12 protein-coding genes are annotated in these 19,853 nt (G+C 74.5%); all 12 read left to right on the forward strand.

Going from position 1 to position 19,853, the window contains the following annotated elements; translation table 11 throughout:
- The first annotated feature begins 37 nt into the window (after window positions 1–37).
- The 12 genes from AMK13_RS37410 to AMK13_RS37465 all read left to right on the forward strand — a co-directional run bounded on the left by AMK13_RS37410 (window position 38) and on the right by AMK13_RS37465 (window position 19,837).
- Window positions 38–2,047, forward strand: a complete 2,010-nt coding sequence (locus AMK13_RS37410) for an ATP-binding protein (RefSeq protein WP_074006023.1) — start codon at window positions 38–40, stop codon at window positions 2,045–2,047.
- On the forward strand, window positions 2,038–2,391 hold the full coding sequence (locus AMK13_RS37415) for a hypothetical protein (protein WP_079272872.1): 354 nt from the start codon (window positions 2,038–2,040) through the stop codon (window positions 2,389–2,391). The genes AMK13_RS37410 and AMK13_RS37415 overlap by 10 nt, the downstream gene beginning before the upstream one ends.
- A complete protein-coding gene (locus AMK13_RS37420) occupies window positions 2,388–8,594 on the forward strand; it encodes an eCIS core domain-containing protein (protein WP_074006025.1) in 6,207 nt (2,068 codons plus the stop codon). The genes AMK13_RS37415 and AMK13_RS37420 overlap by 4 nt, the downstream gene beginning before the upstream one ends.
- A 61-nt stretch (window positions 8,595–8,655) precedes the next feature.
- The gene (locus tag AMK13_RS37425; protein WP_074006026.1) at window positions 8,656–9,216 is read left to right on the forward strand and encodes a hypothetical protein; all 561 of its coding nucleotides are present in this window, start codon (window positions 8,656–8,658) and stop codon (window positions 9,214–9,216) included.
- On the forward strand, window positions 9,213–9,860 hold the full coding sequence (locus AMK13_RS37430; protein WP_074006027.1) for a CIS tube protein: 648 nt from the start codon (window positions 9,213–9,215) through the stop codon (window positions 9,858–9,860). Before AMK13_RS37425 ends, AMK13_RS37430 begins: the two co-directional genes overlap by 4 nt.
- A complete protein-coding gene (locus AMK13_RS37435) occupies window positions 9,857–10,225 on the forward strand; it encodes a hypothetical protein (RefSeq protein WP_074006028.1) in 369 nt (122 codons plus the stop codon). Before AMK13_RS37430 ends, AMK13_RS37435 begins: the two co-directional genes overlap by 4 nt.
- A complete protein-coding gene (locus AMK13_RS37440) occupies window positions 10,218–11,375 on the forward strand; it encodes a hypothetical protein (RefSeq protein ID WP_074006029.1) in 1,158 nt (385 codons plus the stop codon). The genes AMK13_RS37435 and AMK13_RS37440 overlap by 8 nt, the downstream gene beginning before the upstream one ends.
- Before the next feature lie 119 nt (window positions 11,376–11,494).
- Window positions 11,495–12,004 carry a phage baseplate assembly protein V gene (locus AMK13_RS37445; RefSeq protein ID WP_049657827.1) on the forward strand — a complete coding sequence of 170 codons (510 nt, stop codon included), beginning with the start codon at window positions 11,495–11,497 and terminating at the stop codon, window positions 12,002–12,004.
- Between the two features lie 15 nt (window positions 12,005–12,019).
- On the forward strand, window positions 12,020–12,352 hold the full coding sequence (locus AMK13_RS37450; RefSeq protein ID WP_074006030.1) for a hypothetical protein: 333 nt from the start codon (window positions 12,020–12,022) through the stop codon (window positions 12,350–12,352).
- Between the two features lie 44 nt (window positions 12,353–12,396).
- On the forward strand, window positions 12,397–12,786 hold the full coding sequence (locus tag AMK13_RS37455) for a GPW/gp25 family protein (RefSeq protein WP_074006070.1): 390 nt from the start codon (window positions 12,397–12,399) through the stop codon (window positions 12,784–12,786).
- The gene (locus AMK13_RS37460; protein WP_074006031.1) at window positions 12,783–16,070 is read left to right on the forward strand and encodes a putative baseplate assembly protein; all 3,288 of its coding nucleotides are present in this window, start codon (window positions 12,783–12,785) and stop codon (window positions 16,068–16,070) included. Before AMK13_RS37455 ends, AMK13_RS37460 begins: the two co-directional genes overlap by 4 nt.
- Window positions 16,067–19,837, forward strand: coding sequence for a putative baseplate assembly protein (locus AMK13_RS37465; protein ID WP_074006032.1), 3,771 nt, complete (start codon window positions 16,067–16,069; stop codon window positions 19,835–19,837). Before AMK13_RS37460 ends, AMK13_RS37465 begins: the two co-directional genes overlap by 4 nt.
- Window positions 19,838–19,853: the final 16 nt, after the last annotated feature.

A 19,853-nucleotide genomic window follows, 5' to 3' on the forward strand; every position in this document is an offset into this window, starting at 1 on the left:
AGGACGCACCGACACAACGGACGAGACGGGGGGAGAGATGGCAACGCGCCGCAGGCAGGACCGCGACGGCCTGGCGGACGAGTCGCACCGGCAGTCGCTGTCGGCCGCGGTCGCCGCCGTGCTCGCGCGGGTCGACGCGCACGCGGCCGGCCGTACCGCCGAGCCGGCCCCGCCGTCGACCCCGGAGACGACCCGTACCGCCGAGCCGTCCTCCCCCGGCACCCGCCGCACCGGGCGTCGGCAGCCCGCCACCGCCCTGGACGCGCTCGCCGCCTCCTTCAGGCTCACCCCCTTCGAGCGGGACGTCCTCGTGCTGGCCGCCGCCCCCGAGATCGACCCCACCACCGCCGCCCGGTGCGCCGCGGCCGGCGGCGACCCCGGGCGCGGGTACCCGACCTTCTCGCTCGCCCTCGCCGCCCTGGACCGGCCGCACTGGAGCGCGCTCACCCCGGTGGGCCCGCTGCGCCGCTTCCGGCTGGTCGAGCTGGACGACGAGACGGCGCTCACCGCCTCCCGGCTGCGGATCGACGAGCGGGTGCTGCACTTCCTGGTCGGCGTGCCCTACCTGGACGTACGGCTGCACGGCCTGCTCACCCGGGTCGGGCCGCCCGGCGAACTGCCCGAACCCCACGAGCGGTGCGCGGCCGAGCTGGCCCAGGGGTGGTCCGCGGCCGGGCTGACCGGCCCGCCGCACGCCGAGCTGAGCGGCGCCGACCGCCGCACCCGCTGGGAGATCGCCTCGGCGGCCGCCCACCGCTCCGGGCTCGGCCTCTACGTCGCGCACCGCGAGGACCTGCCCACCGAGCCCGCCGAGCGCGAGCAGCTCGCCCGGCTGTGGCAGCGGGAGGCGATCCTGATCCCGGCCGCGCTGCTGGTCGAGGACGGGGAGCCGGCCCGGGAGCAGCCGCGGTCCCCGAACGGCGCGGAGGCCTTCCTCGCCAGCCTGGCGGTGCCGCTGGTGGTGTCCGGCGACGAGCCGCGGCCGGCCGGGGCCTCCGACCGCGCCCGGCTGACGGTGCCCACGCTCGGCCCCGAGGAGCAGCTGGGGATCTGGACCGAGGCGCTGGACGGCGCGCCGGGCATCGCCGAGGACGAACTCCGGGCACTGGCCGCGCAGTTCTCCCTGCCCGGCCATGTGATCCGCTCGGCCGCCGCAACGGCCCGGCGGGCGGCCGAGAAGGACCAGGACGTCGGCGAACTGGCCTGGCACGCCGGGCTGGTGGAGGCCCGGATGTCCCTGGACGAGCTGGGCCGGCGGGTCGAGCCACGCGCCGACTGGGAGGACCTGGTCCTGGAGGAGCGCCAGCGCGCGACGCTGCGCGAGATCGTCGCCCACGTCCGCCGGCGCGGCACGGTCTACCAGGAGTGGGGCTTCGAGTCGGTGCTGCGGCGCGGCCTGGGGGTGACCGCGCTGTTCGCCGGCGGCTCGGGCACCGGAAAGACGCTGGCGGCCGAGGTCGTCGCCGGGCGGCTCGGGGTGGACCTGTTCGTCATCGACCTCTCCCAGGTCGTCAGCAAGTACATCGGCGAGACCGAGAAGAACCTCCGGCGGGTCTTCGACGCCGCCGAACGCGGCGGCGCGCTGCTGCTGTTCGACGAGGCCGACGCGCTGTTCGGCAAGCGCAGCGAGATCAAGGACAGCCACGACCGCTACGCCAACCTGGAGGTCAGCTACCTGCTGATGCGCATGGAGGCCTACCGGGGCCTGGCCGTGCTCACCACCAACATGAAGAAGGCGCTGGACCCGGCGTTCATGCGGCGGATCAGGTTCGTGGTCGACTTCCCGTTCCCCGGGGTGCCGGAACGCGCCGAGATCTGGCGGCGGGTCATCCCCCCGCGGACCCCCAGCGAGGGCCTCGACCCCGAGCGGCTCGCCCAACTGACCGTGGCCGGCGGCTCGATCCGCAACATCGCGCTGTCCGCGGCCTTCCTGGCCGCCGACGAGGGCTGCCCGGTGCAGATGCGGCACATGCTGGCCGCCGCGCGCACCGAGTACCTGAAGCTGGAGCGCTCGCTGTCACCCTCGGAGGTCGGCGGATGGGTGTGAACGCGCGGGACGGAGGCGGGCCGGGCACCCCCGAACACCCGGGTGCCGGGCGGATCGAGGTCGAGATCGGCGAGCTGGTCCTCGACGGCTTCGAGCGGATCGACCACGAGCGGCTGACGACGGCGTTCCGCGGCGAGCTGGCCCGCCTGGTCGAGACGCGCGGCGTACCGCTCGCGGCGGGCGGCGACCACGCGCTGGACCTGCTCTCCGGGCTGCCACCGCTGCCGGCGGGCGCCTCACCGCAGCGGCTCGGCGAGGCGCTCGCCCGCGCCGTACACGCCGGGTTGTCGGGTTCTGGTCAGCTCCCGGGTACCGGGCGGCACGTGGAGCGGGGGCGGACGTGACCCAACTCAAGGCCCCCGCACGGGACTCCGCGCAGGACGCCAAGCAGGGCGGCCAGGCCCGGCGCAAGACCCGGGCACCGAAGGCCCGCACCCCCGAGCCGAAGGAGATCGTCTCCGGCGCCGGCCAACCGCTCGACCCGGGCGTGCGCCGGGAGTTGGAGGCGCGGCTCGGGCACGACCTCAGCCGGGTCCGGGTGCACACCGACCGGGACTCCGCCGCGCTGACCGAGCTGATCGGCGCGGACGCCGTCGCCGTCGGCCCGGACCTCTTCTTCGGCGAGGGCAAGTACCGGCCGGCCGCCGAGGACGGCCGCCGGCTGCTCACCCACGAGCTGCTGCACACCGTCCAGGCCCCGAACCCGCTCGGCGCACTGCGGGCCGGCCGCGACCTGGGCGCGGTGAGCCTGCCGCAGGACGCCGTCGAACGCGAGGCGGAGCAGGGCGCGAGCGGGGACCGGCCGACGACGGCGACGCCCAGCGCCACACCGGGCTGGCTCCGCTACGCGACCGTCGACGCCGACCGCTTCCGCACCGAACGGCTCGACCCGGCCACCCTGGTCGACCGGCTGGCGTCCGGCATCCTGCGCTCGCTGCGCGGCGACCCGACCGACTCCTCCGGCCGGGTCCGCCTCCAACTCGCCAGATTCGCACCTGAGTTGCAGTCCTCCGTCCTGGACCGGCTGGCGGTCCTGCTGCCCTCCTCCGACTACACCCGGGTGCTGGAACTGGTCGAGGCCGCCGAGCACCGCCCGGCCGACGTGGACGCCGCCCAGACCCCCGAGCCGGTGACCGATGCCGCCGACCGGACCACCGACGACCGCGACCGGACCGACCAGGAGGACCGCGAGGAACGGGACCGGAAGCAACAACTCGACGACGAGGAACGGCAGTCGGACGACCCGAAGGCTCGCAGCAAGCACCGGAAGCACCGCAAGGGCCACGGCGGCAAGGAGGGCAGGGACGAGAAGGACGGCGACGAGGAACGCCCGGAGCAGCAGGACGGGCAGCAGGCGCCACCCGCGGAAGGCGAGGCCGCGCAGAGCCCACCGGCCGCACAGCCGGAGGCCGCTCAGGCCCAACTCCCCACGGAGGCACAGCCGTCGGCCGTCGAGGAGGCACCCGCGGCAGGCCCGGAACAGGCGCCCGTACCGGCCGAGGAGGGCGCCGCCCAGCCGGCCGCCGCCTCCGTACCCGGCTCACCCGAGACCGAGCAGCAGGGCGTCGGCACCCGGCCCTCGGCCGGTACGAAGCCGCAGGAGCCCGCCGCCGGGCTTCTGCCGCAGACCGCGCCGGTCAAGCCCGAGCGCCTGGACGCGATCGCGCGGGCCGAGGACAGCCCGCTGGCCCGGCACGGGCTGCTGGAGGGCGACCACCGGCAGGGCGAAGCCCCGGACGAGGAACGGCCGTTGGGCATGGAGCCCGGCGCCGAATCCGAGGTCCACGACGCGCCCGCCGCGAGCGAGGACCGGCAGTCGTCGGCCGTCCCCGGGCCCGAGCTCAAGCCCGGGGACTTCCTGCCCTCCGCCGACCTCGACGTGTCGGCCGTCCCTACAGCCGATCAGCTCACCCTGTCGGCGGACGGCACGCCCCCCGCCCAGGCCGAGGCGCCCGCGTTCCCCGAGCCGCCCGCGACCAAGGCCGAGCAGGTGCAGGCCGAGCGGGACAGCCGGCCGGAGGACGACGCGGAGGCGGCCCCGGCTCCGCCCGAGCAGACGCAGCCCGGGGCGGCACCGCAGCCCGCCCCCGAGCCGACCCCCGCCAGCGAGGCCGAGGACCGGAGCGCCCGCGACCTCCAGCCGGAGCAGCCGGTCGAGCAGGAGATCGGCCCCGAACCCACCGCGAACCCGGCCGCGGCCCCGGCGCCGGCCGCTGCCGAGCCCACGCAGCCGGAGGCGCCGCAGCCCGAAGCCCCCGCCGAGGCGGCACGCGAGGCCGAACCCGCACCCGAGGCGGCCCCCGAAGCGGCCGCCTCGCCCGAGCCGAGCGGCCCGGACCGTACCGCCCCCGCGACGCCGGGACCGGTCGGCGGCAGCGGGCCGGTCGGCGGGGACGGCGCCGTCCTCGACAGCGCTCCTGGGGCAGCGCCCGGTGCCACCCCCGACGCCGCCCTGGACGCCGCCCCCGGCCCGGCCGCCGAGCAGGCCGACGCGCCCGGCGGACTCACCGCCCAGGCCGCCCCCGACGCCTCGCTGGAGGCGGGCGGCGGCTCCTGCGCGGGCCCCCAGCAGCCCACCACCGAGGCGGAGCAGGACGGCACCGGCGGCGCCGGCGGCGGCTGTGCGGCCGGGGGCGGAGGCGGGGCCGCCGCCGGGGGCGGGCAGGAGCAGCAGAAGCCGGCCGCGCCCGACGTCTCCGGCCAGGACCCGCAGAGCGCGCTGGCCACCGCCGCGAGCCTGCCGCCCGATCAGCTGGCCACCACCCTGGACGGCGTGGACGGCTCGGTGGACCGTACGGTCGGCGAGCAGCACGCCCGGCTGCAGGCCGCCCCGCCGGCCACCCAGCGCCCGTCCGGGGCGCCGCAGACCCAGTCCGGCGCACCCGAGGCCGCGCCGCCCGCCGAAGCCGTGACGGAGCGGCTGGAGCGGGTCGGCCCGGAGGGCGCGGACGGCGGACAGCAGACGGCCGACCAGAAGAAGGTCGAGGGCCGGAACCCCGGCGACCGGGTCGCCCCGCCCAATGTCGCCGACGACGCGGGCAACCAGGTCTCGGCGCAGGAGGTGCAGCAGGCCCAGGTCGCCGTCGACGGCGTCCCCTCGACCGACCCGGCCCTGAACACCACCGTCGGCGCCGCCCCCAAGGTCGAACTGACCGGGGAGAGCGACCCGGCACGCACCGACCGGCAGGCGGCCAAGCTCAAGGAGAGTTCCGGCAGGATCCTCGGCGTCGGCCGGGAGGACACCGCCAAGCCGATGGGCGAGGACCGGATCTACCCGGACGTCCCGAAGGAGACCCTCACCGCCTCCGTCCCCGGCGGCGGCAAGCGCGGGGGTGCCAGGGCAGGCGGCGCCGTCGACACCAAGCCGGGCATCGGCATCGTCACCCAGCAGGAACGCGGCCCGCAGATCCAGGCCGCGGTCGGCGAGGGCCAGGGCCGACTGGGCTCCGAACAGGCCAAGCAGAAGCAGGGCGAGGCCGACGCCCGGCGGCAGAACCAGGCCGAGGTCGACCAGGCGGTCGCCGACAACGCCCAGGCCCAGGCCGGGGAACGGGGCGACGCCGCCGAGAAGGTCAAGGCCGAACGCGAGCAGTGGCGCACCGAGCAGGACGGGAAGATCACCACCGCCGACCAGGACGCCGGTGCCGAACACACCGACAAGACCGGCCAGATCGACAAGAAGCGCGCCGGGGCCGACAAGGACGTCCAGGACCGTCAGCAGCAGGACAACCAGAAGATCCAGGACAAGCGGAAGGAGGCCGAGGAGAAGGCCCAGAAGGAGAAGGACCGCAAGAAGGAGGAGTCCGAAGGCTGGTGGGGCTGGGTCAAGTCCAAGGTCAAGGCGGCCTTCGACGCACTGGTCGAGGCCGTCACCAAGGTCTTCGACTTCTTCCGCGGCCTGATCAACGACATCATCGACGGCTTCCGGAAGTTCGCGAACTGGGCGATCGACCAGGCGCGGAAGTTCGCCGTCGAGCTGATCGACAAGCTCGCGGACGCGCTCATCAAGATCTGCGACGTCCTGCTGGCGGCCTTCCCCGAACTGCGGGACAAGTTCCGCAAGAAGATCGAGGAGTGGCGCGACAAGGCCATCGCCAAGGTCAACGAGTGGGCGGACCGGCTCAAGAACGCCGTCAACAAGCTCCTCGACGCGCTCGCCGCCGGGCTGAACGCACTGCTGGACGCGCTGGAGGCAGGACTCAAGGCCGCCATCGAGGCGGTCCGCAAGGCCGTCATGGACGCGATCGACTTCGTCCAGAAGGCGATCGCCGTCTTCGGCGAGTTCGCGGCCCTGATCGGCGACATCGCCCCCGACCCGGGCGGCTGGCTGAAGAAGCTCGGCACCGCCGCGGTCGACGGCATCCAGCACTACCTGTGGGGCGCGATCAAGAGCGCGGTGCGGACCTGGTTCAACGAGAAGGTCGAGTCGGTCGTCGGGCTGACGTCCACGATCGTCAACGTCCTGGTCAAGGGCTGCATCTCGATGGCCCAGATCGGCCGGATGGCCTGGCAGGCGATCGTCGCGGCGCTGCCCGGGATGATCGTGTCGATCGTCGTCGAGAAGCTGGTCTCGATGATCGTGCCGGCGGCCGGTGCGATCATGACGATCATCCAGGGGCTGATGGCGGCCTGGAACACCATCAGCAAGATCATCGCGGCGATCGGGAAGTTCGTCGCCTTCCTCAAGGCCGTCAAATCCGGATCGGCCGCCTGCCTCTTCGCCGACGCCGTCGCGGCGGGCGTGGTCGCGCTGCTCGACTTCATCTCCAACTTCCTGCTCAGCAAGCTCAAGGGAGCCGGCAAGGCGGTCGGCACCAAGCTCAAGGGGATCGCCCAGCGGATCCTCAAGGGCCTGGCCAGGGCGGGTCGCGGTGCCCGCAAGGCGGCGGGCCGGGCCGTCAACAAGGCCCGCGCGAGCCTGCGCCGGGCCACCCAGTCCCTGCGGCGCCGACCCGGCCCCGGCCGTCCCGCCCGCCCTGCCCGCACCGGCCCCGCCCGGCACACCGTGCAGCACGCGGAGCGCCCCGCCCAGCACCGCCCGACCGCCACCCGCCCCAAGCCCACCACCCCGCGCCGCCCCACCTCCCCCGTCGGCCGCGCCCTCAACTCCTCCCGCCAGACCGTCAAGGCCGCCCTCAACCGGGTACGGACGGCCGCCCGCACCCTCGGCCGCAAGGTCCTCAACAGCAAGCTGGGCCGCGCCCTCACCAACGGCGCCCACAGGATCCGCGACGCCTACCGCAAGCAACGCGACCGCCTCCGCACCTGGCACCAGAAGCGCCAACAGCAACGCGCCCAACGCCGCGCCCACGAGAACTCGCCCGAGGCGAAGCAGCAGCGCCTGGACCTGATCGTGGCCCGCATCCGACCCAAGATCGGGCGACTGCTCGGCAAGGGAATCCGTGCGGGAGTGCTCCGCGTACTCCTGTCCGGGCTGCGCCGCTGGTACCGGCTGACGTCGCTGGACGTGGCCGGCGGGGAGTCAGCGGCAGTCGTCATGGCACGGCTGAACCCCGAGAAGGAGGCAAGCGAAAAAGCCGCCTTGGAGCTGAAGCTGCGGCTTCAGCAGGAGCTCCACCAACACGCCCTGGCAGCTTCCAAGCAGCTTGCCGTGCAGCCGACCCAGCCACCGCCGGTCGGCGGGTCCCCCAGCGCCTCGGTCAGCACCTTCCGGGTGGACCCGGCCGCATCGCTCACCTCCCAGACACTCGCCGTCGACAGCGCACTCGCGAGCGCCCGCAAGGTCAAGGGCGGTGCGGTCGACCTCAAGCACGGCGACACCGGTGTGGTCACACGGTGGAACAAGGGATACCGCCACGATCCCGGCGGCCGACTGGTACTGGGCTCGGGCCGGGGCCGGTACCAGGACGAGCGTCGCCGGGCGCAGGAGCTCGCGGATCCCCTCGAATTCCTCGCCGCTCTCGAAGAGCTCCAGTCGGGTCACACGCAGGCCGCGTCAGGGCGGAAAGCGCCCCTGGAAGCGGTCATCGGGCTCTCCTATCTGCGCACCCTGGTCGAGAGCCAGCGCGACCCCATCATGCGGATGATGGGCCCGGCCGAGACCCGCTGGGCCAACCAGGCCACCACGGAAGCGGAGGCACGGAGGCGGCTGGACGAGATCCTGTCCCGGGGAAACATGACGCTGAACCGTTCGGTCGGCGTGGCGAAGCGGGTCCAGCAGGCCGCGGACCTCGTCGCTCCCGTCAACGGGGATCCGGCCAGGGGTGTGGACGACCCGGACGTTCAGAAGCTGCTCAAGGCCCATACGCCGAGCGTCTACACGGCGGTCCACCGGCAGGAGACCAAGTGGGCGGAGAAGGTCGGGGTCAGGAAGCCCGGGAAAGCCGAGTCGGATCTGGGTGTGGAGACGCCTGCCGGGCGCCTCGACCGGGTGACTCTGTGGACGGACCGCCTGCTGACGGACAACGTGTATATCTCCCCGTCCGGTCTCGAAGCCTACCTTCAACGGTTGAAGGACCTCGTGGACGAGATCCTCGAGCTGGACAAGGGCCTGACACAACGCGTGCCAAGGTTGTGGACGCCGTGACAGCAGATCGAAAGGACGGTGTCGAAGAATGAGCTGGGGACCGCACAGGGGACGACGTCTGGTGCTGCCCGAGGGCATCGGAGAGGCTGAGGTGACGGACTTCGTCGAGGGTTCACAGGCGACGAAGGTCAAGGAGGTCAACGCGACTCTCCACTTCGGCTTGACCCGGGAAGTGGCCTGGGAGCTGGGTCCGTTCCACATCCACTACGCGGAGGAGCATCCGTACGGGGTGCGATTCGTCATGGTCACCGGTGAGGACCGGAGTGATGTCGACGGTGCGACGGACCTGCTGGCGCGGTTCCTCCAGCCGGTCTCCGCCGACGACCTCCTGCGCGCCGTGGACGAGGCCGACTCGATCGAGGATCGCCGTGCCTCCCTGGTACGGGCCGGGGTCGGAGCCCCGCTCACCTTGGACGAGCCGTTCTTCCGGCGTATCACGGACGCGATGTGCGATCGCACCGGCGAGATCCGCGAGGGCGGCCTGTGGGCGGCCGTTTACGCGTTCTGGCCCGAACTCCTGCCACTCATCGCCGAGATGGGCACATCTGATCCCGAGGAGTCACTGCGCGACCAGGCGGCTTCCGTAGCCGATCTCATGCGGCGGGAGGGAGGTGGTCAATGACCGGGTACACGGACGCGCCGAAGCCGATCAGGGCCGGGCTGGTAGTCGTCGATCCGCTGCGCGGCACTCCGCAGCGGGTCGTGGTGCTGCAGTTCAATCCGGACAGTCTGGAGCGCTCGTTGGCGCCGCAGGTGGCAGGAGCGGACGGGAGTGGGGACCGGACGGAGGCGTTGCGGTTGAAGGGGCCGGCTGTCGAGACCTGGAAGTTCACGGCGGAGTTGGACGCGACCGACCAGCTGGACCTTCCGGCGCCGAACGGGATTCATCCGCAGTTGGCGACGCTCGAACTGCTGGTGCAGCCGGCCAGTGACCAGGTGCGGGCGAACCAGGTGCTGGCCTCGCTCGGGACCTTGGAGGTCACGCCGATCGAGGCGCCGCTGACCCTCTTCACCTGGGGTGGGAAGCGGATCCTGCCGGTGCGGCTGACCGAACTGACCATCACGGAGGAGGCGTTCGACATCGATCTGAACCCGATCAGGGCGGCCGTCGCGATCGGGCTGCGTGTCCTGACCGTCAGTGATCTGCCGACCGGGCACCGCGGGGCGGAGCTGTATCTCGCGCACCTGGCGCAGAAGGAGCGGCTGGGCGGTGCCGCGACCGACGGCCGGTTGGGCGCGCTCGGGGTGGGAGGGGGGTTCCAGTGACCGTCGACCCGCTGAGCGCGCTGCCGGCGCCCTCGCCGTACCCGTTGACCAGCCGGTACCACGGTGTCCCGGTCGCGTTGCACACGGAGCCGGACGGGCGCCAGGTCCCGTACCTGCGGCGGCGGTTGCTGCCGAGCGCGGAGGGGCTGACCCCGCTCGCCGAGCACACCGTCAGCGCAGGCGACCGTCCCGATCTGCTCGCCTACCGCTACCTCGGCAGCGCCGACCAGTGGTGGCGGATCGCCGACGCCAACCCGGTGGTCGATCCACGGGAGTTGACCGTGACGCCGGGGCGGCGGATCACGATCGCGCTGCCCGGCGCGGTGCCGGGGGCGGGGGCGGGGCCGGGGGTGGGGAATGGTTGACGCCTCGGCGGTCACGGGGGGCGGGGCGATCGGGTCGATCCACCTGAGCCTGTTGATGGGGCCGCAGATTCCGGTGCCGGTGCCGCAGCCGGTGACCGACGCGCTGCTGTCGGCGCAGGTGACGGTGGCGTCGGGGCAGCGCAGCGGGTTCCAGTTGGCCTTCGACCTGTCGAAGAACGGGCTGATCAACACCGCGCTGCTGCCGGGCGGTTTCTTCGACCCGAAGATCAGGGTCGTGCTGATGGCGGTGGTCACGGGGACGCCGGCCGTGCTGATGGACGGGGTGATCATCCGCCAGGAGGTCGGGATCAGCAACCAGCCCGGCCAGTCCACGCTCACCGTCACCGGTGAGGACCTGACGGTGCTGATGGACCTGGAGGAGCAGGCCGGCGTGCCCTTCCCCGCGATGTCCCCGGCGGCCCGGGTCGCCGCGATCATCGGCAAGTACGGGCAGTACGGCATGGTGCCGCTGGTCGTCCCGGAGCTGGTGCCGCAGACGCCGATGCCGACCCGGCGGATCGACTTCCAGAAGGGCACCGACCTCGGCTACGTCAACGAGCTGGCGAAGGCGAACGGTTACGTGTTCTACCTGGACCCCGGGCCGGTCCCGGGGATGAGCCGCGCCTACTGGGGGCCGGAGGTCCGGCTGGGCGTCCCGCAGCACGCGCTGAACGTGAACATGGACGCGCTGTCCAACGTCGACCAGCTCACCTTCGCCTTCGACGGCACCGCCCGCGAGGAGCCGGAGGCGCGCATCCAGCTGCCGGCGACCAAGGTGTCGACGATCCTGCCGGTGCCGGAGGTCAGCATCCTGCGGCCGCCGCTCGCGCTCAGGCCCGCGCCGGCGCTGAAGAAGAAGGTCATCGCCGACACCGCCAAGAAGGACACCTCGCAGGCCGTCGCCGAGACGATCGCGAAGGCGATGCAGTCGGCGGACGCCGTCTCCGGCTCGGGCCAGCTCGACGTCGTCCGGTACGGGCACGTGCTGCGGCCGCGCGAACTGGTCGGCGTCCGAGGGGCCGGGATCACCTACGACGGCCTGTACTTCGTCAAGAGCGTCACCCACAACCTCAAGCGCGGCTCGTACACCCAGAACTTCACGCTGGCCCGCGAGGGCCTGATCGCCCTCCAGCCGACCGTCGTCCCGTAACACCGAAGTCCCGCACCACCGAACCACCGAACCGCCAAAGCACCGCAGCACCGCAGCACCGCAGCACCGCAGAGCGTCGAAGTCCCGCAAGGCCGCCCCGACCAGCAGGAGTTGCCAGCATGGCCGAACCGACCCGCTACCTCGGCAAGTACCGGGGAACGGTGGTGACCAACACCGACCCGCTCGGGATCGGCCGCATCCAGGCCCAGGTGCCCGACGTCCTGGGCGACGCCGTGTCGACCTGGGCGATGCCGTGCTTCCCGGTGGCCGGCCCGGGCATGGGGCACTACGCCGTGCCGCCGGTCGGGGCGGGCGTGTGGCTTGAGTTCGAGCAGGGCGACCAGAGCTACCCGATCTGGACGGGCTGCTGGTACGGCTCCGCCTCCGAGGTCCCGGTGGAGGCGACGACCGGGCCGCCGGGCGTGCCGAACATGGTGCTGGAGACCTCGGGGCGGCGGGTGATCGTGCTGTCCGACGACCCGACCACGGGGATCACGCTGCGCATCCCGAGCGGGGCCTCGATCGTGATCAACGACTCGGGCATCCGGATCAGCAACGGCCAGGGCGCCTCGATCGCGCTGGTCGGCGCCACCGTGACCATCAACCAGGACGCCCTGAGCGTGACCTGACGGGGGGAGATTGTCTTGTCCGGAAAACTGCTGCACGTCAATGCGACGGTGATCTGCCCGCACGGCGCCCAGGCGACGGCGGTGCCCGCCCAGGGCCGGGTGCTGGTCGCCGGGCAGGCCGTCACCAGCACGGCCGACCTGTACACCGTGACCGGCTGCCCGTTCACCGTGGCGGGGAAGCCGCAGCCCTGCGTCACGATCCGCTGGGTGCTGCCGTCCGCCCGGATCCGGGTGAACGGCTCGCCCGCGCTGCCGCAGTCCGCCACCGGGCTGTGCCAGAGCGCCGAGCAGATCCCGCAGGGGCCGCCGGTCGTCACCGTCGTCCAACAGCGGGCGGAGGGGGTATGAGCACCACGCGATCCACCCAACAGCCCGTCAGCGGCGCCGAGTTGATGGCACCACCGCCAGGGCCCGCCCGGACGGACCTCGCCTTCCCGTTCCGGATCGACAGCCGCGGGCGCACCGCCGGGGCGGCGTACGACGACCATGTGCGCGACCTGATCGAGCAGTTGCTGTTCACCAGCCCGGGTGAGCGGGTCATGCACCCGGACTTCGGCTGCGGGCTGCTCGACCTGGTCTTCGCGCCGAACAGCCCGGAGCTGGCGGCCACTTTGCAACTGTCCGTCCAGGCGGCTCTGCAGCGGTGGCTCGGCGATGTGATCGAGGTCGTCGCGCTCAACGTGGAGAGCGAGGACAACGTGGTGCGGGTCGAGCTGGCGTACGTCGTCCGCCGGACGGGCACCCGGCGGCAGGACGTGTTCGAGGGCGGGGTGGCGGCATGACCGGCCAGGCGGAATTCCCGACCTCACAGTGCGGCACGGAACTTCGCCGGGCCGACGTGCGCGCGGCGCGGCTGCTGGGGCTGGACGGCGCCGAGCCGAGCGACGACGGGCGCACGCTGACGGTGACCTTCCTCGGCCGGGCGCCGGACGAGCTGGGCCCGGAGAACATCCGGGTCGACGGCGGCCGCCGGATCACCGGTCTGCGCGCCGTCGCGGTCGACATCGAGCGCGCGGACGACCCGGAGCTGGACGACCGGATGCTCGTCACCCTCGACCGGGCGGGCGACACCTCCCGCTACCGGCTGAGCGTGGTCCTGGCGGACGCGTACGGCCGGCCGGGCACCCGCCCGTTCCCGGGCTTCGACCCGCGGTACGCGCACACCGGTTTCTCCTTCGGCGCCGACTGCCCGTCCCCGTACGACTGCCGCACCGACGAGGGCTGCCCGCCCGCCGTCCGGCCGGCCCCGGTGATCGACTACACCGCGCGCGACTACGAGAGCCTGCGTCGGCTCGTGCTGGACCGGATGAGCCTGACCGTCCCCGGCTGGACCGAGCGGCACCTGCCCGACCTCGGTGTCACCCTGGTCGAGCTGCTCGCCTACACCGCCGACCAGCTCTCCTACCAGCAGGACGCGGTGGCCACCGAGGCGTACCTCGACACGGCCCGCCGCCGGGTGTCGGTGCGCCGGCACGTCCGGCTGGTCGACTACGCGGTGCACGACGGCTGCAACGCCCGGGCGTTCGTCGCGCTGGCGGTGGACCGCTCCGTCACCCTGCGGTCCGGCACCTTCCGCTTCGCCGCCGTCGACGTCGGCCGGCTGGGCCCGCAGGAGCGTCCGGAGCTGTCCACGGTGATCCCGGACGAGGACCTGGACGTGCTCGCCCGCACCGCCGCCGTGGAGGTGTTCGAGCCGCTCGGCGGGGCGGACCTGGTGCTGCACCCCGCGCACAACACCATCCGGTTCTGGACCTGGGGCGACCAGGACTGCGTCCTGCCCCGGGGCGCGACCTCCGCCACCCTCCGCGACGACCGGCCCGACACCGACCCGTGCCCGCGCGAGGACCGGCCCGGGGCGGCCCCGCGCGAGGACACCGCCCCGCCCGGCGACCGGCCCGGCACCGACAAGCCCGAGCCCCGCACCCGCCACCTGGCGCTGCGCCCCGGCGACCTGCTGGTCATCGAGGAGGTCCTCGGCCCGCGCACCGGCGCGCCCGCCGACGCCGACCCCGCGCACCGCCAGGGCGTCCGGCTCACCTCCGTCACCCCGCTGGTCGACGAGCTGTACGACCAGCCCGTGCTGGAGGTCACCTGGGCGCCGGAGGACGCGCTCGCCTTCCCGGTCTGCCTGTCCTCCCACGGCGGCAGCGAGTGCGGCCCGATCGCCGACGTGAGCGTCGCCCGCGGCAACGTCGCCCTGGTCGACCACGGCCGCTCGCTCACCTTCTGCGGCGGCACCCCGGAGGCCTTCCCGGTGCCGCCGGAGCCGGTCCGTACGGCGCCCTGCGGGCCGGGCGGGTGCGGCTGCGAGGACCGCGCCGAGGGCAGCCCGGCGGCGGAGGCGATCCGGGAACTGCTCGACCAGGCCCGCGACGGCCGCCAGCTCGGCCCGGAGCAGGTCCGCGCCCTGGACGCGCTGCTCGGCGAGGCGGCGGTGCGGCGGGCCGGGCTGAGTGTGCTGCTCGCGCCCGGCGCGACCGCGGAGGGCGAGGACGGCGAGGGCGCGGTGGTGGAGCCGCCCACGGCCGACGCCCAGGCGGCGGCGCTGGAGACCCTGCTCGACCAGAGCCGCTACCCGGTGCTGCCGCAGCCCTTCCGCCCGCTGCTGCGCTACGCGCCGGTCACCCAGGCGGCCGCCTACCCGGACCGGGCGCACGTCTGCGCCGGGCAGGCCGCCCTGCTCGCCGGCGTTCCGGAGCGGGTCCGGCTGCGACTGGAGGGGCTGTGGCACCGGGCGTGCGACGGCCACCACCTCTCCCGGGCCGAACTCGCCGAACTGACCGTGCTGTTCGGCGCCCGGGTGGTGCAGGAGCTGCGGCTCGCGGAGCGGCCCGCCGCCGGGCTGCGCGAGCTGCTGGCCCGCCGCACCCGCCTGCTCGCCGCCAAGCTGCGCCGCCTGGAGGTGCTCACCGCGCGCGCCCGCTCCGGCGGGGTGCTCGGGCGGCCCATCGTCTGGGAGGTGGCCCAGAGTTGGGGCGCCCGGTACGCCGCCGGGCTCGACCCCGACTCCCCCGCGCTGGCCGGCCCCGCGGCCGGGATCGCCGTCCAGGACCCGCGCGCCGCCCTGCCCGAGGTCCGGGCCGCCTCGGCGGGCCAGGAGTGGACGCCCCGCCGGGACCTGCTCGCCGACGGCCGCCGGGACCGGCACTTCGTGGGCGAGCTGGAGGACGACGGGCGCCTCGCGCTGCGCTTCGGCGACGGCCGCCACGGCCTGCCGCCCGCACCCGGCGGCACGCTGGAGGTCGCCTACCGGATCGGCAACGGCACGGCCGGGAACGTGGGCGCGGAGGCCGTCAACCACCTGGTGGTCTGCCGGGACCGGCCGCCCCAGGCGAACCGGCGCGGCGCCGCCGCCCGGCCGCAGGACGCGGTGCGGCTGGTCCGCAACCCGCTGCCCGCGACCGGCGGGGTCGAGCCCGAACCGCTCGACCAGGTCCGCCGGCTCGCCCCGCTGGCCCTGGGCCGCACCAGGCTGCGCGCCGTCACGGCCGCCGACTACGCGGAGCTGGCCGCCGCCCTGCCGGGCGTCCGGCGGGCCGCGGCCGCGCTCCGCTGGACGGGCAGTGTGCAGGAGGTGCACGTCGCCGTCGAGCCGTTCGGGCAGGCGGTGGCCGGCCCGGCCCTGCTGGAGGCGGTCGGGCACGGTCTGGAGGCGTACCGCCGGATCGGCCACGACCTGGTCGTCCGGCCCGCCCTGCTGGTGCCGATCGACCTCGAACTGCGGGTCTGCGCCGCCGCCGGCTACCAACGCGGCCACGTCCTGGCCGAGTTGCGCCGGGTGCTGGGCAACCGCGCCCTGCCGGACGGCCGGCTCGGCTTCTTCCACCCGGACGCGCTGGGCTTCGGCGAACCGGTGCGGGTCTCCAGGCTGGTGGCCGCGGCGGCCGCCGTGCCGGGCGTCGTCAGTGCTGAAGTGACCAGGCTGCGGCGGCAGTTCGGACGGGACGACGGCGAGCTGGACGACGGGCTGCTGCGGCTCGGCGCGCTGGAGATCGCCGCGTGCGACAACGACCCCGACCGGCCGGAGAACGGCCGGCTCTCGATCGTCCTCGGAGGTGGCCGATGAGCGGCCAGTGCACCTGCGGCTGCGCGGGCACCGCCACCGCGACCCCGGTCCCGGTGTTCAACCCGCCCGGACTGGACGCCATCGGCTACCGGGTCGGCCGCTACGGGGAGTTCCTCGACAGCCTGCTCGCCCGGCTGTCCGGCCCCGCCTACCCGGCGCTGCGCGACCTGACCGTCCGCACCCCGGACGACCCGGCGATCGCGCTGCTGGACGCCTGGGCCGTGCTCGCCGACCTGCTCACCTTCTACTCGGAGCGGATCGCCAACGAGGGCTACCTGCGCACCGCCACCGAGGAGGACTCGCTCGCCCTGCTCGGCCGGCTGGTCGGGCACCGGCCCCGGCCCGGCGTGGCCGCCGACACCTACCTCGCCTACTCCCTCGACCACGACCCGCGGGCGGCCGAGGACCCGACCGTGGTGATCCCGCGCGGCGCCCGCAGCCAGAGCGTCCCCGGCCCCGGCGAGGACCCGCAGTCCTTCGAGACCGCCGAGGACCTCGCCGCCCGCTCGGCCTGGAACGAACTGGCCGTGCTGCGCCGCCGCCCGTACCAGCTGACGCCCGGCCAGCTGAACCCCGGCGGACGCGCCGAGCTGTTCGCCGCCGGCACCGCGAACAACCTGCGGCCCGGCGACCGGCTGCTGTTCGTCTTCAGCGCCGACAAGGCCGCCGACCCGGTCCACCGGATGCTGCGGCTGGTGCCCGAGGTGCGGCTCGACCGCGACAACGACGTCACGGTGATCGGGCTGCCCCGGGACCTGCGCACCCTCAAGGACCTGCGCGCCGAACTCGCCGACTGGATCACCGTCTCCGAGTCCGCCCCGAACCCGAGGCCCGGGCACAGCCGGATCATCCGGGACTTCGACGAGCAGGTGCTCGCCCCGCTGCGCGCCGACCTCGACCGGCCGTCCGGCCCGCTGGGCACCCCGGCCGAGTTCGCCGACCGGCTCGCCCCGGTGGTCGACCGGGCCGCCGAGGCCGCCGAACTGGCCCACGCCCAGCAGCCGGTGGCCGACTGGTTCGGGCACCTCGGCGATGAGCTCACCGGCCTGCGGGACCGCGCCCACCAGCTGGAGCCGCCGCAGGCCCCCGACAAGCCCGGGCCCCCCGGCCCCGGCACCGCCGACCCGGCCGTCCGCGGACTCGGCTCGCTGCTGGCCGCGCTGCGCACCGCCCCCACCCGGCCCCCGCTCAGCGCGCGGGACCTCGCCCGCGACCCGCAGCGCCTGTTCGCGCCCGGCTCGGACCTCGGCGCGCAGCTGCTGTCCGCGCTCGACCCCCGGCTGCGCGACGGCCTCTACCCCGCCTGGCGGCAGGTCGACCTGACGGCGCCGCTGGCCGTGCACGAGATCCAGGCGATGCGGGTGGTCGCCACCCCGTTCGGCGCCACCGCGCCGCTCAAGCCCGTCTACGGCACCGACGGCCGGATCGACCGCTACGTGGACTGGCCGCTCTCCGGCAGCACGCTGGTCAGCGTCCGGATCGCCTTCGACGACGCCGGCGCCGTCCCGAAGACCGCCGACTTCACGTACGTCGAGGCGGGCAGCCTGGTGCACAGCGGCTTCTCGCTGCCGTGGGACCACACCTTCCCGTTCGGGCCCGGCCAGGTCAAGATCGTCACCACCGAGCCGACGGCACCGCCCGTACCGCCGCCGTCCGCCCTGCGGACCGCCGTACCCGCGCCCGCCCCGGAGCCCGGCGTCAGCGCCCAGCTGCTGGCCGAACTGCCGGAGCGCACGGTCTTCGTGTCCCGCCCCCAGGCCGACGGCCGCGTCCACGTGAAGGTCGAGGGCGGGCCCGGCCCCGCGCTCGACTACCAGCTCGACCCGGGCCAGGAACGGACCGGCGAGTCCGGCGAGCTGAACGTCCGGGTGCACCGCTACGCCGGCACCGACCAGTCGGCGCCGGCCGTCGAGGTGGCCCTCACCACCAAGCTGCAGCCGGTATCCGGCACGGTGCTCACCCTCGACGCCGTGTACGACCAGATCGCGCCCGGCAGTTGGGTGGTGATCCAGCGGCCCCGCAAGGGCCTCGACGGCGGCATCCCGGGCAGCCGCGACCTCGCCGAGGTCATCACCCGGGTCACCGACGTGCGCGTGGTCTCCCGCGCCGACTTCGGCATCACCGGGAAGGTGACCGAACTCTCCCTCCAGCAGCCCTGGTTGGACGACCAGGACACCCAGCTCTCGCACCTGCGGGACGCCACCGTCTACGCCCGCGGCGAGGCGCTGCGGCTCGCCGACGAGCCCGTCACCGAGGACGTCCGCGGCGACCGGATCGAACTCGCCCGGCTCTACGACGGGTTGACCCCCGGCCGGTGGATCGCGGTCGGCGGCGAGCGGACCGACCTCCCGCACACCACCGGCGTCCGCGGCACCGAGCTGGCCATGATCGCCGGCGTCGAGCAGGGCGTCGACCCGCTCCTGCCCGGGGACACCGTCCGCACCACCGTCACGCTCAGCGCCCCGCTCGCCTTCCGCTACCGGCGCGACACCGTCCAGGTCCTCGGCAATGTCGTCCGCGCCACCCAGGGCGCCACCCGCGACGAGGCGATCGGCAGCGGCGACGCGGGCGTCCCCGGCCAGCGCTTCACCCTCTGGCAGTCGCCGCTCACCTGGCTGGCCGCCGACACCCCCGGGGGCGCGCGCAGCACCCTGGAGGTCCGGGTCGACGGGGTGCTCTGGCACGAGGTCGACAGCCTCACCGGACGCGGCCCGGACGAACGGGTCTACGTCACCGCGACCGCCGCCGACGGCCGCACCACCGTCACCTTCGGCGACGGCGTGCACGGCTCGCGCCTGGCCACCGGCCGGGAGAACGTCCGCGCCCGCTACCGGATCGGCATCGGCGAGAGCGGCAACGTCGGCGCCGGCCGGATCACCCAGCTCACCACCCGCCCGCTCGGCGTCTCCGCCGTCGTCAACCCGCTGCCCGCCACCGGCGGCGCCGGACCGGACGGACCGGGCCTGGCCAGGCGCACCATCCCGCTCGCCGTCACCGCCCTGGACCGGCTGGTCTCGGTGCCCGACTACGAGGACTTCACCCGCGCCCGGGCCGGCATCGGGCGCGCCAGCGCCACCCGGCTCTCGGACGGCCGGCGCGAGCTCGTCCACGTCACGGTCGCCGGGGTGGACGACATCCCGCTCGCCGCCGACTCCGACCTGCTCCGCACCCTGCGGTCCTCGCTCACCGCCTACGGCGACCCGCGGCTGCCCGTCCGGGTCGCCGTGCGCGAGCTCGTCCTGCTGGTCGTCGCCGCGGGCGTCAAGGTCGCCCCGGACCACTCCTGGGACCTCGTCGAACCGGCCGTGCGCCGCGCCCTGCTCGACCGGCTCGGCTACGCCGGACGCCAACTCGGCCAGCCCGCCCACCTGTCCGAGGTGCTCGCCGCCGCCCAGGCCGTCCCCGGCGTGGACCGGGTGGACGTCGACGCCTTCACCGGCGTGCCCGGCAGCCTCACCCCGGACGGCCTGGAGAACCTCGCCGCCCGGCTCGCGCGGCCGCAGCCGACGGTCCCGGCCCGGCTCGCCCGCTACGAGGAGCAGCGCTACCGGGTGCGGGACGCCGCCGGTGAGACGCTCACCGACATCGCCGCCCGCAACGGCGTCCCGCTCGCGGAACTGCTGCGCCTCAACCCGGCCGTCACCGACACCCGCCCGCTGCCGGCCGGCCGCGTGGTGACGGTGTTCCGCGGCATCCGACCGGCCCAACTCGCCGTACTGGCACCGGACCTGCCCGACACGTTGATCCTCAAGGAGATCCGCGGATGAACCAGCGCATCCATCG

The organism is Streptomyces sp. CB02056, from assembly GCF_001905545.1.
In the GTDB taxonomy this organism is placed as follows: domain Bacteria; phylum Actinomycetota; class Actinomycetes; order Streptomycetales; family Streptomycetaceae; genus Kitasatospora.

Excerpts from the sequence above, each read along its gene's own strand:
- AMK13_RS37410 (WP_074006023.1), top strand. The coding sequence starts at position 38 with ATGGCAACGCGCCGCAGGCAGGACCGCGACGGCCTGGCGGACGAGTCG.
- AMK13_RS37415 (WP_079272872.1), top strand. The coding sequence starts at position 2,038 with ATGGGTGTGAACGCGCGGGACGGAGGCGGGCCGGGCACCCCCGAACAC.
- AMK13_RS37430 (WP_074006027.1), top strand. The coding sequence starts at position 9,213 with ATGACCGGGTACACGGACGCGCCGAAGCCGATCAGGGCCGGGCTGGTA.
- AMK13_RS37440 (WP_074006029.1), top strand. The coding sequence starts at position 10,218 with ATGGTTGACGCCTCGGCGGTCACGGGGGGCGGGGCGATCGGGTCGATC.
- AMK13_RS37445 (WP_049657827.1), top strand. The coding sequence starts at position 11,495 with ATGGCCGAACCGACCCGCTACCTCGGCAAGTACCGGGGAACGGTGGTG.
- AMK13_RS37455 (WP_074006070.1), top strand. The coding sequence starts at position 12,397 with ATGGCACCACCGCCAGGGCCCGCCCGGACGGACCTCGCCTTCCCGTTC.
- AMK13_RS37460 (WP_074006031.1), top strand. The coding sequence starts at position 12,783 with ATGACCGGCCAGGCGGAATTCCCGACCTCACAGTGCGGCACGGAACTT.
- AMK13_RS37465 (WP_074006032.1), top strand. The coding sequence starts at position 16,067 with ATGAGCGGCCAGTGCACCTGCGGCTGCGCGGGCACCGCCACCGCGACC.